The sequence below is a fragment of the Bradyrhizobium sp. AUGA SZCCT0177 genome, assembly GCF_018130125.1.
GTDB lineage: Bacteria > Pseudomonadota > Alphaproteobacteria > Rhizobiales > Xanthobacteraceae > Bradyrhizobium.
The window spans coordinates 74783-89041 of the sequence record NZ_JAFCMA010000029.1 but is presented as its reverse complement, the minus strand read 5'-3'; the positions used below and the strand labels follow the sequence as shown (position 1 = coordinate 89041).

The 14259-nt window shown below is 62.9% G+C and carries 17 protein-coding genes and 1 pseudogene; 13 read left to right on the top strand and 5 right to left on the bottom strand.

All coding sequences use genetic code 11. The features are described from left to right. Nucleotides 1-21: 21 nt before the first annotated feature. Nucleotides 22-2091, top strand: a complete 2070-nt coding sequence (locus JQ597_RS28915) for an adenylate/guanylate cyclase domain-containing protein (protein ID WP_212268882.1) — start codon at nucleotides 22-24, stop codon at nucleotides 2089-2091. 112 nt (nucleotides 2092-2203) lie between these two features. Then, nucleotides 2204-3463, top strand: coding sequence for an MFS transporter (locus JQ597_RS28910; protein WP_212268881.1), 1260 nt, complete (start codon nucleotides 2204-2206; stop codon nucleotides 3461-3463). Between the two features lie 18 nt (nucleotides 3464-3481). Here JQ597_RS28910 and JQ597_RS28905 read toward each other — a convergent pair. Next, nucleotides 3482-3898: pseudogene (locus JQ597_RS28905) on the bottom strand (tripartite tricarboxylate transporter substrate-binding protein); the annotation flags it as partial. A gap of 162 nt (nucleotides 3899-4060) precedes the next feature. Here JQ597_RS28905 and JQ597_RS28900 point away from each other — a divergent pair. The 11 genes from JQ597_RS28900 to JQ597_RS28845 all read left to right on the top strand — a co-directional run bounded on the left by JQ597_RS28900 (nucleotide 4061) and on the right by JQ597_RS28845 (nucleotide 12493). Continuing rightward, nucleotides 4061-5281 (top strand): tyrosine-type recombinase/integrase, encoded by a 1221-nt coding sequence (locus tag JQ597_RS28900; protein ID WP_212268880.1) that lies wholly within the window; start codon nucleotides 4061-4063, stop codon nucleotides 5279-5281. Between the two features lie 238 nt (nucleotides 5282-5519). After that, nucleotides 5520-5768 carry a hypothetical protein gene (locus tag JQ597_RS28895; protein ID WP_212268879.1) on the top strand — a complete coding sequence of 83 codons (249 nt, stop codon included), beginning with the start codon at nucleotides 5520-5522 and terminating at the stop codon, nucleotides 5766-5768. A gap of 245 nt (nucleotides 5769-6013) precedes the next feature. Next, complete coding sequence (locus tag JQ597_RS28890; protein WP_212268878.1) at nucleotides 6014-6796, top strand: ParB/Srx family N-terminal domain-containing protein; 783 nt, start codon at nucleotides 6014-6016, stop codon at nucleotides 6794-6796. Continuing rightward, the gene (locus tag JQ597_RS28885; protein ID WP_212268919.1) at nucleotides 6793-7020 is read left to right on the top strand and encodes a hypothetical protein; all 228 of its coding nucleotides are present in this window, start codon (nucleotides 6793-6795) and stop codon (nucleotides 7018-7020) included. Before JQ597_RS28890 ends, JQ597_RS28885 begins: the two co-directional genes overlap by 4 nt. Continuing rightward, the gene (locus JQ597_RS28880) at nucleotides 7014-7901 is read left to right on the top strand and encodes a DUF7146 domain-containing protein (protein WP_212268877.1); all 888 of its coding nucleotides are present in this window, start codon (nucleotides 7014-7016) and stop codon (nucleotides 7899-7901) included. The genes JQ597_RS28885 and JQ597_RS28880 overlap by 7 nt, the downstream gene beginning before the upstream one ends. Continuing rightward, nucleotides 7837-9294: a phage/plasmid primase, P4 family gene (locus JQ597_RS28870; RefSeq protein ID WP_349628898.1), complete on the top strand. Its 1458-nt coding sequence runs from the start codon at nucleotides 7837-7839 to the stop codon at nucleotides 9292-9294. The genes JQ597_RS28880 and JQ597_RS28870 overlap by 65 nt, the downstream gene beginning before the upstream one ends. 390 nt (nucleotides 9295-9684) lie before the next feature. Further along, the gene (locus JQ597_RS28865) at nucleotides 9685-9864 is read left to right on the top strand and encodes a hypothetical protein (protein WP_212268874.1); all 180 of its coding nucleotides are present in this window, start codon (nucleotides 9685-9687) and stop codon (nucleotides 9862-9864) included. A gap of 310 nt (nucleotides 9865-10174) precedes the next feature. Further along, nucleotides 10175-11371, top strand: a complete 1197-nt coding sequence (locus JQ597_RS28860) for a phage major capsid family protein (protein WP_212268873.1) — start codon at nucleotides 10175-10177, stop codon at nucleotides 11369-11371. 5 nt (nucleotides 11372-11376) lie between these two features. Further along, nucleotides 11377-11655 carry a hypothetical protein gene (locus tag JQ597_RS28855; RefSeq protein WP_212268872.1) on the top strand — a complete coding sequence of 93 codons (279 nt, stop codon included), beginning with the start codon at nucleotides 11377-11379 and terminating at the stop codon, nucleotides 11653-11655. A gap of 5 nt (nucleotides 11656-11660) precedes the next feature. Further along, the gene (locus tag JQ597_RS28850; protein ID WP_212268871.1) at nucleotides 11661-12074 is read left to right on the top strand and encodes a hypothetical protein; all 414 of its coding nucleotides are present in this window, start codon (nucleotides 11661-11663) and stop codon (nucleotides 12072-12074) included. After that, entirely contained in the window at nucleotides 12071-12493 is a 423-nt protein-coding gene (locus tag JQ597_RS28845; RefSeq protein ID WP_212268870.1) for a VRR-NUC domain-containing protein, read from the top strand. The genes JQ597_RS28850 and JQ597_RS28845 overlap by 4 nt, the downstream gene beginning before the upstream one ends. Nucleotides 12494-12521: 28 nt before the next feature. On the opposite strand, the gene JQ597_RS28840 is transcribed toward JQ597_RS28845, so the two are convergent. The 4 genes from JQ597_RS28840 to JQ597_RS28825 form a co-directional block, all read right to left on the bottom strand. Continuing rightward, complete coding sequence (locus JQ597_RS28840) at nucleotides 12522-12950, bottom strand: hypothetical protein (RefSeq protein WP_212268869.1); 429 nt, start codon at nucleotides 12948-12950, stop codon at nucleotides 12522-12524. A gap of 80 nt (nucleotides 12951-13030) precedes the next feature. Beyond that, entirely contained in the window at nucleotides 13031-13294 is a 264-nt protein-coding gene (locus JQ597_RS28835) for a hypothetical protein (RefSeq protein ID WP_212268868.1), read from the bottom strand. Next, entirely contained in the window at nucleotides 13291-13632 is a 342-nt protein-coding gene (locus JQ597_RS28830) for a hypothetical protein (RefSeq protein ID WP_212268867.1), read from the bottom strand. Before JQ597_RS28830 ends, JQ597_RS28835 begins: the two co-directional genes overlap by 4 nt. 139 nt (nucleotides 13633-13771) lie before the next feature. Next, entirely contained in the window at nucleotides 13772-14101 is a 330-nt protein-coding gene (locus JQ597_RS28825) for a hypothetical protein (protein ID WP_212268866.1), read from the bottom strand. Nucleotides 14102-14259 lie beyond the last annotated feature (158 nt).

Genomic DNA, 14259 nt, shown 5'->3' with positions numbered 1-14259 from the left:
GGAGTGATTGATGGTGCTTCGATGACGAACAACAGAAGCCTACGGCTCGGGTTCAAGACCTCCGTCATCACGCTGTTCGTCGCGATCGTTCTCGTCATCGGTCTGGCGCTGGTCTATCTCAGCTTTGAGCGGATCACCGCGGTCACTAATGCGGCCGCCAGCCAGTTCATCGGCAAGGTGGCCGAATCGTCGGCGGACCGGATCGGCTCGCAACTGAAACTGGTGAGGGACAATCTCGAAATTCTCAACGCGCTGCCGCCGATCCAGTCCGCGGAAATCGAGGATAATCCGCGCCTGTATGCTCTGCTCGCGGCCATGGTGAGGAACAACACACAGCTCTTCAGCCTGTATGTCGGTTACGACGATGGCTCGTTCATCGAGATGGACGATATCGGCGGTACCGGTCGGGACTCGCGCGCGCGGCTGGAGGCACCCGAACAGGCCGCGTTCCGGCTGGTCGTGATCTCGCGGTCCGATCCTGCTCGCGTCAAGTCAAGAAGGCTGTTTCTGTCAGAGACGCTCGAAATAATCAGGGAGTTGCCGGGGCCGCTCGATTACGATCCGCGCCAGCGCCCTTGGTACAAAGACGCTGAGCGCCGCGATGGCAGCTGGCTGACCGGACCGTACATTTTCTTCGCGACCGGAAAGCAGGGCTATACCGTGCAGTCCGCGCTGAAAGCGGGCAGGGGCGGCGTGATCGCGGGCGACCTGCTGATGGATGCGACGCAGGAGGTGTTGAAAAGGGAGAAGCTGTCGGACTCCGGCGTCGCCTTCCTGTTTGACGATGACGATCGCATTCTGGCCCATCCCCGGATGTCGGAAATGCTGGGAAGAGAGGTGTCAGGTACTGTTCCGAGCCTGCGTGAGACCGATATGGCGGGAGTTCTCAAGGCGATCCGTGCCTGGCGCGCGAACGGAATTTCCGAACAGTTCTTTAACGACCCGGCGGGCCGGCTGTATGCCGCCGCATTCCAGACCATCCCCCGTTCGGGTCCGGCCAACCTCCGCGTCGCGGTGGTGGCGCCGGTCGATGAGTTCTTCGCCAGTATCCTCTCCGAGCGCCGACGGCTGTTTGTCGCCACGCTTGGATTCGTCGCAGCCATGGTGCCGATTGTCTTCGTTATCGGTTCGATTCTGTCCAAATCGCTGCGGGCGCTGGCGGACGAGACCGACCGAATCCAGCGGTTCCAGCCGGCGGTCGGGTCATCCCTGCATTCCACGATCCGCGAGATCGACGATCTCGGCCGGTCGGTCTCCACCATGCGCACGCTGGTGCAGACCTTCTCGAACTTCGTCCCTAAGCGCCTGGTGCAGCAACTCGTGGAAACCGGCGACGCGATGACGCTGGGCGGCGCGCGTCGGGAGGTAACGGTCCTGTTCACCGACGTCGTCAACTTCACCGGGCTGACCGAAAACAGGGACCCCACTCAGGTGATGCAGTACACCTCGCGCTACTTCGGGGCCATGTCCGAGGCGATCATGGCGAACGAGGGCACGGTCGACAAATTCATCGGCGATGCCGTGATGGGGATATGGAACGCGCCGATCGAGGATGATGATCATGTTGCCAATGCCTGCGTGGCGGTGCTCGCCTGTATCGAGGCCAACGGTGAGCTCAATGCCGCGTTCCAGCGCGAAGGATGGCCGCTCTACAACACGCGCTTCGGCCTGCATGTCGGCGATGCCGTGGTCGGAAATATCGGATCGTTGGACCGGATGAACTACACCGTTCTGGGGGCAACGGTGAATCTCGCCGCGCGCCTCGAAGGGTTGAACAAGAATTACGGGACATCGATACTGGTAAGCTCGGCTATTAAGCAGCGTGTCGACGGCCGGTTTCATTTCCGCAGCGTTGACCGTATCAACCCGAAGGGATTCGCGGAGGCATTCGAAATCTACGAACTGAGATCGGAGCGGGCGGACGTGCCGAGCGCGGATGCGGAATTCTGCCTGGAATGGGAGATGGTCTACGTTGCGCTTCGCAACGGCCCGCTGGTTACGGCGGAAGAGCTGCTCGGGGCTTTCCTTGCGAAGTATCCGTGGGACGGCATTGCCGGCTATCACCGGCGACTGTCGGCAAGAGCAGGGTAGCCATGCGCTGGGGCTATCATAATTGACACAAGCGATCCCTGCACGCTATCCAAGCACAGGCAAGAACAAGAAACAGGGCAGGGTGGAACGCGATGAACCGCGACAGCGAGTCTTGAGCGATTTCGCGCGGCCTTCCGCGCTCGCTCCATTCCGGATCCGGAATTATCGTTTCCAGTGGCCCGCCGATCTGCTCACCTCGTGGGCGTTCGAGATGGAGATGATCATCCTCGGCTGGTACGTGCTGGTCGAGACCGGTTCGGTGCTGCTGCTCACCGTGTTCGCTTCCCTTGGTTATATCGGCACATTGGTCGCGCCGATGTTCGGCGTCGTCGGCGACCGCATCGGTCACCGCGATCTACTGGCGATGATGCGCGCGAGCTACGCGGTGCTGGCGACCGTGCTGATGACGCTGGCGCTGTCAGGCCATCTCAGCCCACTCTTTGTTTTTATCGTCGCGGCACTGATGGGTGTCGTCCGTCCGTCGGACCTCGGCGTGCGCGGCGCGCTGGTAGCGACCATCATGCCGCGCGATCAATTGATCGGCGCGATCAGCATCTCCCGAACCACGATGGATACCGCGCGGATTGCCGGCGCACTGAGCGGCGCCGGATTGTTCGCCGCGCTCGGGATGGGACCGGCCTATGTGGCGATCGTCTGTCTCTATCTCATCGCGACCGTGCTGACGCTGTGCGTGGTGGTATCGGCCAAGCCGCATCCGACCGGCGACACCGAAAGCGAGGCGCTACGGCCCTCGCCATTGCGCGACCTGATGGAGGGCGTGGCCTATTGCTGGACCACACCGCGCATGCGCGCCGCGCTGTGGGTCGCGTTCCTCGCCAACCTCACGGCCTATCCACTGACCAACGGATTGCTGCCCTATGTGGCCAAGGCGATCTACGGCACCAACCAGACCGGGCTCGGCTACCTCTCGGCCAGTTTCGCCATCGGCTCGCTGGCGGGCTCGATCGTGCTGAGCCTGATCCACGGCATAAGGGTGGCGCGGCTCATGATCGCCTCGACCGTACTGTGGTACGCGACGCTGTTGCTGTTCGTGCAGATGCAGACGGTGCCGACCGCGATCGTCTGCCTTGTCATCGCCGGTTTCTCGCAGAGCCTCGCGATGATCTCGATCGCCGTCATCCTGATGCGCACGGCGGCCGAGAATTTCCGCGGCCGGGTGATGGGCGTGCGCATGATGGTGATCTATGGCCTGCCGTTCGGCCTTCTGGCCGCAGGCAGCCTGATCGACGAGATCGGCTTCGCCGCGACGGGAACGCTGTACGCGGCGGTCGGTCTCGCCTTGATGCTGGCGATCATGCTGCACTGGCGCGCCGATTTGTGGCCGGTGCATGCCCCGGCCAATGCGCGATAGGCGTCGCGTTGGCGCGCCTCACTGCATCTTGATATTGGCTTCCTTGAGCACGGGCTCCCACTTGGCGGCCTCCGCGCGCATGAACGCGTCGAATTCCTGCGGTGAGTTTCCGACCGGCGTCGCGCCCATCTTTTCCAGCGCGGTCAGAACCACCGGGTCCTTGAGAGCGGCCTTAAGATCGGTGTTGATCTTGGCCACCAGTTCCGGCGCCATGCCCGCGGGTCCAAGAAAGCCCCACCACACCGACGCGTCGTAGCCGGGCAAGCCGGACTCCGCGACCGTCGGGACATCCGGCAGCGCCTTGGCGCGCTGCGCCGTCGTCACCGCGAGCGCGCGCACCGTGGAGCCCTCGAGCTGGCCGACGACCTCCGGCAAGGGATTGACGCTGATCGGAATCTCGCCTGATATTACGGCGGTGAGGGCGGGCGCACCGCCCTTGTAGGGAAAATTGTTGTTCTACAGGCTTCCATATGCATCCACCGGCATCACGCTAACCCTTTAAGGCTTCAAGGTTTCTTCCATGTAGCTATGTGGGCGTCTATACGCTTGCACACCCATCGCCGGGACACACCCGGGACACGGAAGGATTTCTGACCCATGCCGCGCCGCATCCGTTCCAGCATTCTCGAAACCAGAACCGCGCGCTTGAAGCTCGCGCCGCAGCGCAAGCCCTACTGGATCACGGTCGCGCCAGGCATCTCGCTCGGCTATCGCCGCAACGCCGGGCCCGGTGCCTGGAACGTGCGCGCCGCTGACGGTGCCGGCGGCAACTGGATCAAGTCGTTCGCGCTCGCCGACGACCGCGAGGACGCCGACGGCGCGACCGTCCTCGATTTCTGGCAAGCCGCCGACAAGGCAAAGCAACTGGCGCGCGGCACCGATGCCGACGCCGGCCGGCCTTCGACGGTCGATGAAGCATTGACCGACTACGCCGCCGACCTCGCCGTGCGCGGCGCGAGCGCGGGCAACGCCAATCACCCGCGCCACCATCTGACGCCGGGATTGCTCAGCAAGCCGGTTTCGATGCTGACGGTCAAGGAAATGCAACGCTGGCGCAACGACCTTGTCGTCGGCGGCATCAGGGCAGCAACCGTCAACCGCATGGGCAAGTCACTGAAGGCCGCGCTCAACCTAGCCGCCTCGCATGACGACCGCATCACGAACGCCAAAGCCTGGACCGTCGGCCTCGCCGCATTGCCGGAAGATGACGACACGGAAAGCAACATCGTTCTTTCCGACGACCAGCGCCGCGACGTCGTGACGTGCGCCTATGCGATCAGCGCCGAATTCGGAATTTATGTCGAAGTTCATGCCGCGACCGGCGCGCGCTCGGGCCAGATTGCGTTGCTCGACGTCGGCGACCTTCACCTCGGCAAAGAACCGCGGCTACTGGTGCCGTCGAGCCTGAAGGGCCGAAACCGGCGCACCAGAACCCGCAAGCCGATGCCGATCACGGCGAGCCTGGCGCGGCGCTTGAAGGCGCTCGCCGCCGGCCGCGGTGCATCCGAACCGCTGTTGCTGATGAATTCGCAAGAGCGGTGGAAGACGAACAAGCATCGCTGGCCGTTCGCCGCTGCGGCGAAGGCCGCACGGCTGCCGGAAGGCGCGACGATTTACGCCCTGCGACACACCGCCATCACGCGCGCGCTACTCGCCGGCGCGCCGGTGCGCCTGGTGGCGTCATCGTTCGATACCAGCGTTGCGATGATCGAGCGAACCTACAGCCGGTTCATCGCCGATCACGGTGACGCGCAAATGCGCCGCGCGCTGTTCGACATCGACGCCACCGTCGAGGGCAACGTCATCTCGATGCGGTGACGGGCGTGAATTTTATAAAAACAAATCCGCAAAAAAATAAAAAAATCATTTTTGCAAAAAATGCGTCGGCAAAATTGTTTTGTGCGCGCGTTCTGGGATGCGCGCGAGCGTTTGCCATAGCAAGTGGGACACTTTGGGACACCTTGTGCGATTTTGCCCGCGCCAGGGCTTGCGCAAGTTGGCGACTCGTTCACACAATTGCGTACTACGCGCTATCATCGTGTTTGTGAGGACAGCAATGGCCCGCCCTGAACCCACCGCCCGCGAAAAGGCCCACATCAAAGCCGCGCTCGCCGACCCGAACGCCGACGCATTCAGCATCCCGGCGTTTTGTGCGCGTCACTGCATCAGCTTGGCGATGTTTTACAAGTGCCGCGACCAGATGCCGGCGAGCTTCCACATCGGCAAGCGTCACCTGATTTCGCGCGAGGCCGCCGCGCGCTGGCGCGCCGAACGTGAGGCCGCCGCGGCCACCAACAACGGATAGGATAATCCGGCCGCACCGAGCCGGACGCCATCGCACGACAAAGGGGAAATTCTCGAAATGCCGGTCGCCATGATGGTGGCCGGCCAGGGATGTGCCCCATGACGATCACGCAAACCGCCACCACCACGAAATAGGCCGCCTCGCGCGAACGAGACGGCCAGAATTTTGTGGTGCTGAATAGCCGCAAAATATGGTTCCGCGCCGTTCGCGTCAAGGTTGGCCTTCAATCAGGGAAGGTCACCACCATGACGGAAACCAAGCAACCGAAAAGCTGGCGCGACGTGATCAAGGTGCATCCCGCCGCCGATATGTTTCCGATGATGACCGCCGACGAGTTGAAGGCGCTCGGCGAGGACATCAAGAAAAACGGGATGCGCACTCGGGTCGCAGTGATCGACGGCCCCGACGACAAACCGATCCTGATCGACGGGCGCAATAGGCTCGACGCAATGGAAATGGTCGGGCTCGAAATCGTGCTTGAAAACGTGGCGATGCTGGCATGTTGCCGGAAGTGCGATGCCGGCTTTGACCCCTATACCTACGTCATCAGCGCCAACATCCACCGCCGCCATCTCACCGCCGAGCAAAAGCGCGAATTGATCGCCGCGGTGTTGAAGGCGCAGCCAGCAAAATCCAATCGGACCATCGCGAAGCAAACCAAGGCCAATCACAAGACGGTCGGTGCGGTGCGGGACAAGCTGGAAGCAACTGGGGAAATTCCCCAGTTGGCCAAGACGGTCGGTGCCGACGGCAAGGCGCGCAAGCCGCCGGCGGAAAAAGCAAAACCCGAGGCGGTGGATTTGCCAATTCAGGACCCGCCGAGCGCGGATTGGGACACCGAACAAGACCGCTGGCAGTTTAGCGTCGGCAGTTTTGCCGGCGATGCCATCGCGATGAAAGCATTTTTCGACAAACATTTTCCGGCGTGGCGCGAATTCCCGGTGCCGCCTGAATTGCTCACGCTGGTGAACCAGGCGGCGGAAAGCTGGCGCATGTTCGCCGGCGAACTGAAAGCAAAAAAGGGATGAAACCCGGCGCAGACATAACGCGCCGGCACCGCGACCAACCCGGCCTGTTCCTCGAACTCATCGAGCACCTGGTGATGCGCGACCGGCCCTTTGTCGATGCCGACGGTTCATGGGGCACGCTCACCGTTCCGCCGCCAGGTGCCGGCTGGCGCGTTGCCGACTACAGCCGCGAGCGGCACACCGTTTGGATGCGTCGCCGGCCGGTGTGGGTGCAGCCATGCTGACCGCCGGCGAAATCGCGCACGCGCTCGGCGGCAAGCGCACCGGCCAAAATAGCTTTGTCGCAAAATGTCCGGCGCATGAGGACCGCACGCCGAGCCTGTCGCTGACCGATACCGGCGACGGCCTGGTGTTGTTCCATTGTCACGCCGGGTGCTCGCAAGCCGAGGTGCGTGACGCTCTGGTGGCGAAAGGTTTGTGGCCGCGTGTCGGCGATGCTGGCGAGGCCGTCCATCGCGTCAAATCCAAACCGGCACCGAAACCCCCGTCGCCTGATCGCGGCGACCAGGTGCAGCGGCTATGGCGCGAGGCGGTCGACCCGCGCGGCTCGCTCGCCGAGCGGTATCTCAACGGCCGCGAATTCGAACTCGACGACGACCTGGCGATGCGGGTGATGCGATTTCACGCGCGGTGCCCGTTTGGAAAAGACGATGCCGACAAGTCGGTGTTCGTGCCGGCGCTGGTCGTCGCGTTCCGGCCGTTCCGCGATGATGACGAAACCCGGCCGCCGGCGGCGGTACACCGCATCGGGCTGAACCCGGACGGCAGCAAAATCGGAAAGCTGATGCTCGGCAAGGTGGCCGGTTGCGCCGTCAAACTCGATGCCGACGACATGGTCGAGCAAGGGCTCGGGATTTGCGAGGGCATCGAAACCGGGCTCGCCATCCGCGGCACCGGCTGGCGGCCGGTGTGGTGCCTCGGCTCGGCGGTCAACATCAAATCGTTCGCGCCGATACCAGGCATCGAGCACCTCACGATTTTCGCCGACCACGACGATACCGGGCTCGCCGCGGCGCGGGAATGCTCGCAGCGTTGGGTCGATGCCGGGTTCGAGGCTGTCATCCATCTGCGCGCTGACGACGGAAAGGATTTCGCCGATGCATAGCCCCGAGCAAAAACTGGCGGCATTAGGCATCGCCACCGAGCGGCCGAAACCGAGCGCACGCGGCCAACCTGATGCCGTCGGCGAGGAAAAGTTCGCGCTCGAATTCGCTGATCGTTACGATGGGCGGTTCGTCTACGATCATGATCGCGGCGGCTGGTTTCGCTGGACCGGCGAAATCTGGCTGCGCGACACCGACGAATATGCGCTCGATTGTGTGCGCGCCCTGGTCCGTGAATTCGGCGGCTCGCGTGTCAGGGTCGCCACCGCGGTCGAGCGCGCCGCCCGTACCGACCGCCGCCTCGCGCGCGATCACGGTGCCTGGAATGCCGACCCGCTGTTGCTCGGCGTACCCGGCGGCGTCGTCGATTTGCGCACCGGCACATTGTTGCCGCCCAAGCCGGCGCAAATGATTAACATGGCGACGGGCTCACGGCTCGCCGCGCCAGGCACACCGTGCCCGCTCTGGATGAACTTCTTGCACGACGCTACGCGCGGCGACGAAAGCTTGCAACGCTTCCTGCAACAACGCGCCGGCTATTGGCTCACCGGCGACACCTCGCGCGAGGATTTCGATTTTTTCCACGGTCCCGGCGGTAACGGCAAAGGCGTGTTCCTGAAAACAATCACCTCGATCATGGGCAACTATGCCGCAAGCGCGCCTATTGGAATGTTCCTCGCCACGAAACACGACGCGCATCCGACGGAACTTGCACGCCTGGCCGACGCGCGCTTGGTCGTCGCAAGCGAAACCGAGGAAGGCCGCGCCTGGAACACCGCAAAGGTCAAGCAACTTACCGGCAACGAGGTTTCAATCCCGGCGCGGTTCATGAAATGCGATTTTTTTGAATTCCAGCCGAAATTTAAAATCTGTTTCGTCGGAAACGCAAAGCCGGCCATCCGCACCGTCGACGACGCCATCGCGCGGCGGCTCAACCTGGTGCCGTTCACGTTCAAGCCGGCGCAAAGTGATAGCGACCTGAAACAGAAACTCGAAATCGAATATCCGGCCATCTTGCGCTGGATGGTCGATGGTTGGCTGGACATGCAAGCAAACGGCCCGGTGCGGCCCGAGGTGATTGCCGCCGCCACCGAGCAATACCTCAACGACGAAAACATCATCGGTGCCTGGATTGCCGAGAATTGCATCCGCGGCCCGAGCGCAAGCCAATTGCTGAAAGAACTCTATGCCGATTGGCGGCAGTGGTGCGAGGCCAACCAGGAACAACCCGGCACCAACCGCGGGTTTAAGAAAAAGCTCGAACGGCTCGGCGACATGACGTTCCGGCCTTCCATGCGGTCGGTGGTGGTCAAAGGATTGCGCTGCAGCACCGAATACGACCGCGAACCGAGCCAATCTGCATTCCCGCTGGACAATGATGGCATGAACGAATGAACGAAAAACATCAAAGTCCCTATAGCGAGATAGCGCGCGCGTATGAGGCGAACAATGGAAAAAACATGCATTTCGTTCATTCGTTCATGGTGACGGTTGCCGAGCCAGGGGGGGCGGGTCGCTTTTTCCCCGTCGTGACGAGGCGAGCGGCGGCCCAAGTTTCACGCATCCATTTTAATCCGGGCAAAACACCATGCCACCGCCGGCAACCTCACACGAACCGGCGGCGACCCTGGCCGGAACCGCGAGCACCTCAGGCGTGGTCGGCAATGGGGCGGTCAGGTCCTATGAAACTTCTTCTGTGACTACCGGCACAGTCGGAGCGGCCAGGCCCGGCTACACCAGAGCCCGTCGAGCAATGGGCTCGACCGTCAAGGAAGGAGAACCGAGATGAACACGACCGCGAACCAGACCAACGAGCGCAACCTGACCGATGAGGAAATCGACGTCGCGACGGGCGGCATGATGAAAGTCGAAATGGGGCGTCGCAACCAAGTTTGTGAAGTGGAAAACAATTGGCAGACTTGGATGTCGGAAAACTTCGGCATCTGCCTGACCGGTCGCCCTTGACGGCGGCAAGAAGGCCGGGATGGGTGGTGATGCCTATCCCGGCCTACCTTTTTTATAGACGGTACATTCCCCACAGCACATCGAGGGCGGCGGTCGCGCCGACAAGGTGCGCGGCACGCAAGGTACCGCCGACATCGGCGTGACGAAACGCAATCGTCGCGGCTCGCGCAATCCGCTTGCACTCGCGCGCGGCGGCGTCGTATCCTGTGGATGCTCGCGATAATGCAGCCGTGGACGCACGGCACCGCACCCCGAGCAAACTGGCCAGCATCTTCACCACGGCTTTTGTGCCGAACGAGGAACGCTGCCAATGAACGACCTTTCCCACGAACTCGGTTTGATGCGGCGCGAGCTGCGCGACGCGCGCGCCATCGTGTCGCGTCTTGACGCCAGCATGGCGGTTGCGCGCCGCGCCGTCCCTCGCCGGTCGCCACAACAACGCCTTGCGCAGACGCTCGCGTGTTACGCGATTGGCCGGCAAAAAACCCAGGCACCGGCTCGGATCGCGGCGACGCTGTACAACAACGACCCCGCCTTACTCGCGACACTGGCCTCGCCAGGCATGATCGGCCGATCCGCGGTCGCGCCGGCGATGACGACCGTTTCGGGCTGGGCCGCCGAATTGGCCTCGGCCGGCAATGCCGATTTCCTGCAAGTGCTCGCGCCGAAAAGTATCTATGCCCAACTGTCGGCGTTTCCGGGCGCGATCCGCGTGTCGCTCGCTGGCCGTGGCTCGATCAAGGTGCCGAGCCGTGCGCCTTCGTCGCCATTGAGTGCGCCTTTCGTCGGTGAGGGCCAGCCGATAGCCGTGCGGCAACTCGCACTTTCCACCGCCGCGCTGGTGCCGCACAAGGCCGCGGTCATTTCGCAATTTTCCGAAGAACTCATGAAGCACTCGACGCCTTCAATCGAGGCCGTGATCGAGACCACCATGGCCTATGACGCAAGCGTTTCAATCGACGGCGTCTTGCTCGGCTCGACGGCACCCTCGGCGGTCTCGCCAGGCGGCATCCTGGCCGGCGTGACGCCGACCGCTGCCACCGCGGGCGGCACCCTGGCGGCGCTTGCAGGCGACGTTAGGGCGCTGGCTGCGGCGATTGAGACCACCGGCCCATTGATCGCCCCGATTGTGCTCATGAGCATGACCTCGGCGCTGTTGCTCGGCTCGCAGTTGTTCGGGTTCATACCGAACGGCGGTGCCTACGACATGCCGATCATCGCCAGCCCGACCGTTCCGGCCAAGCAGTTGATCATGCTCGACACGGCGAATTTCGCCTCGGCCGAGGGCGATACGCCGGATATTTCAAGCACGAAGGAAGTGAGCTTGCACGCGGAAGACACCGCGCCGCTGCCGCTCGTCACCGGCGCACAAGGTGCCGGCGTGCCCGCCGCCCCGCAGTTCTCGGCGTTCCAGACCGCAACCATCGCGGTCAGGCTGTTGCAGGATTGCACATGGGTTATGACGCGCGCCGGCAGGGTCGCGGTCATCAACAACGTCACCTGGTGAGCGCCATGAAACCCGACCAACCCGCCGAACTTCGCCACTGCCTCGCTAAAATCCAGCGGCATTGCCGCGTCGAGCTGGCGAACATTTCGCTCGCCGCCGCCTGGCCGCTTGTTTCGCGCCTCGTCGAGTCGAATTGCTACACCGACGCCGACCGCCGCGCCGATGCGGTCGAAAGGTTTTCCGACGATCTGGTGACCGTGCTCAACGAATGCCGGCAGAGAATTCGCGCATGCGATGCCGTGATCGAGCGCGAGGAACGCAAGGCCCGGGTGCGCGCGGGGTGACGACCATGTCGGCGTTGATCCGTGCCATCGAACCGTCGCTCGACGATTACGGAAACGTCGCCGGCGCGGCGTCGCATCAGCACGGAAAGACCGGCTCAGATTTGAGCCGGTCGTCCCTCGGCCGAGCGAGGGGCTTGCATGATCCGACGGCGACCTATCACGCGATGGACGTCGTCGCGCACAACGGCTCGGAATGGCGCGCCATAAAAGACAACCCCGGCCCGTTGCCGGGACCTGGCTGGATGCTCGGCGCGAAAGGCGCGCGGGGAAAACCAGGCGAGCGCGGCGAGCCTGGTCTTCACGTCAAGGCGCTGGACGTGACCGGCTACACGCTGGTGCTGACGCTTTCCAACGGCTCGAAGTTACGCGCCAATCTGCTGCCGGCGTTCGAGCGCTTCAAAAAGGAAACCGAGACGTGACGGCGGCGCGGCAACTGCATTTGTTCAAGTCGCGCCGGCAACGCGGCCAGGCACCGCCGCCGCCCTCGGAATTCGCGAGCCAGGCGTTTTTGGTTTCCGTCGTCCGGCGCTGGCTCGATCCGCATTGGCGGTTTTGCCATGTCGCGAACGGCGAGGCGCGTAGTCCGAGCGCCGCGAGACGGTGCCGGCGGCTCGGCGTCGTCGCCGGCTGGCCGGATTTACAATTTGCCGGACCTGATAAGCAGATGGCTTTCCTCGAAATGAAACGGCGCGGCGGCCGGTTGTCGGACGCTCAAGCCGCGATGCGCGATCACCTTGAGGGCTGCGGCTTTGCCTATTTGTGCACCGATGACGTCAACCAGGCAATTGCCTGGCTGAAACAGCACGGCATTTTGCGCGGCGGGTTCACGGTGCAGTGAAGGGCCACGCCATGACCGCTGACGCCATTCATTTTTTGAAAAAAGCCAAAACGCCGAAAATGCTGCCGATCAAAGCAAGCGCCAATGTGACTCTATTCGCCCAGTAGTCCCAATCGGCCTTTTGCTCTGCTCTAATGTCCGCGCGCAGTTTTTGCGCGGCTGCTGCTGTCAAAATCAAAAGTGGTTCACTGGCGGAACGTGGCTTAATCCAATCTTCTTCCTTGTCTGGAATAGGGACATGATATCGATGAGCCTGTTCCAAAAGATATTTTGAACGAAACGCATCAATCATGGCTGTTTGAGAATTTAGCTCTGTGCCCGTTATGTGGTTCTTGTCGCTTGAAACCACGGGGTCATCGAGTGCCTGATCGTACCAACGTTCGTACGAACGGCGCGCCGCATCGTGCTTTTTGAGAAATTTTCTTAGCGCCCAACGATATCGAAGCTGATCGAACATTTGCTGCCTTTTTGTCACCGAACAATTCGATAAGCCTTTGCCGGTTTCCGCCGCGGCAGTTTGGTCCGGCTGCATCGCGCTCAGGCAAACAAATCCGAGCCGGCTTGCGTGAACTTCACGAACGTTCCGCTTTCGTGCAATTCGAGCCAGCCGCGTTCGATGGCGCGCGTGAGGCCGGCCGAATATTCGGCCGGTGTCGCCTTGTCGCCGAACAGAAACGGCGCGTTGATTTTCTCGATGTAAATCCGCCCGTCGTGCACCGGCTCGAACGCGCGCGCATGTTCCATTAGCCGGCGCGCCGCCGCGTCGGGATCAGCGAAAGGTCTGTCGCCGACAAAGTTCATCGCGCCGGCACCCTTTCGCCGCGGTCGAAGCGTCGATATTTTTCCGCGGTCCAAGCCTGTTGATCGCGCCACGCCTGAAAGTCGGCCTCGGTGCGCTTGGGCAAATAGACCCGCCAGGCGGCATCGAACGCCGCGCGCGCCGCCTCGAACGTTTCGGCGCTGCCGCCGCGGTGCTCGCCGGGATGGCTGCCAGGATAGAAACCGCAGCACCACGTCCATTGCGGCGCGGTGTTCGGATGGCCGACGGCGCGCGCGATGGTGCCGACGTGGACGTCGCCGTAAAAGACGTGCCAGCAATCGGTTCGGTCTGGATGGCGGCGGCGGGTAAGGGTGGTCATTTGGCGCATTTAAGCCGATGCAATCCGCCGCATCAATCCACCGGTGCCGCCAGCAATCGGTCGAGCCGCTCGGCGAGCTCGCCGGCGTCGCGACCGCGACCTGGTCGGGCTATTCCCTGGCGCGTGGTGCGCGGCGGCGTCAGCGTGCAGTAACCGGCCCGAGGATGTGGTCGAGTTCGTCCGTATCGCGCCGGCTGATGTGGTGCCTCGGCCGGTGCCGCGGCCTCGGTTGCGGCGACGGATTGCCCTGGCCGAGCCGCGGTCGGAACAATGGCCGCAGATCGTGGCCGGCGAGCGCCGGCAGATCGCCAGGTAGAAAGTATCGCTCGTTGTCGACCAGGCACGCCACCAGCGGCAGCGAAACCCGGACGTGCCTAACCGAGCACGCCGTCGTCAAATGCGGAATCAACGCGATCATGTGTTCCATCATGATGGTGCCGAGCGTGATCCTGTTCCGAACCGCGTGCAAGATGATCGTTTAAACCGGTGCCGGGTTCGCAGCGCGAGTCACCGGCGCGTTATTCCGGGGCCGGTGGCATCAGACAGCGGCAAGGGTGCGCGGCGTATCAGCGGGGCGCGTAAGGCGAAACGGTCGCCGGGACACCGACGGGACACGCGGCGCGGATG

Coding starts and splice junctions, on each gene's coding strand:
- JQ597_RS28915 (WP_212268882.1), top strand. CDS start 22: ATGACGAACAACAGAAGCCTACGGCTCGGGTTCAAGACCTCCGTCATC.
- JQ597_RS28900 (WP_212268880.1), top strand. CDS start 4,061: ATGCCGCGCCGCATCCGTTCCAGCATTCTCGAAACCAGAACCGCGCGC.
- JQ597_RS28895 (WP_212268879.1), top strand. CDS start 5,520: ATGGCCCGCCCTGAACCCACCGCCCGCGAAAAGGCCCACATCAAAGCC.
- JQ597_RS28890 (WP_212268878.1), top strand. CDS start 6,014: ATGACGGAAACCAAGCAACCGAAAAGCTGGCGCGACGTGATCAAGGTG.
- JQ597_RS28885 (WP_212268919.1), top strand. CDS start 6,793: ATGAAACCCGGCGCAGACATAACGCGCCGGCACCGCGACCAACCCGGC.
- JQ597_RS28880 (WP_212268877.1), top strand. CDS start 7,014: ATGCTGACCGCCGGCGAAATCGCGCACGCGCTCGGCGGCAAGCGCACC.
- JQ597_RS28870 (WP_349628898.1), top strand. CDS start 7,837: ATGCCGGGTTCGAGGCTGTCATCCATCTGCGCGCTGACGACGGAAAGG.
- JQ597_RS28865 (WP_212268874.1), top strand. CDS start 9,685: ATGAACACGACCGCGAACCAGACCAACGAGCGCAACCTGACCGATGAG.
- JQ597_RS28860 (WP_212268873.1), top strand. CDS start 10,175: ATGAACGACCTTTCCCACGAACTCGGTTTGATGCGGCGCGAGCTGCGC.
- JQ597_RS28855 (WP_212268872.1), top strand. CDS start 11,377: ATGAAACCCGACCAACCCGCCGAACTTCGCCACTGCCTCGCTAAAATC.
- JQ597_RS28850 (WP_212268871.1), top strand. CDS start 11,661: ATGTCGGCGTTGATCCGTGCCATCGAACCGTCGCTCGACGATTACGGA.
- JQ597_RS28840 (WP_212268869.1), bottom strand. CDS start 12,950: ATGTTCGATCAGCTTCGATATCGTTGGGCGCTAAGAAAATTTCTCAAA.
- JQ597_RS28835 (WP_212268868.1), bottom strand. CDS start 13,294: ATGAACTTTGTCGGCGACAGACCTTTCGCTGATCCCGACGCGGCGGCG.
- JQ597_RS28830 (WP_212268867.1), bottom strand. CDS start 13,632: ATGACCACCCTTACCCGCCGCCGCCATCCAGACCGAACCGATTGCTGG.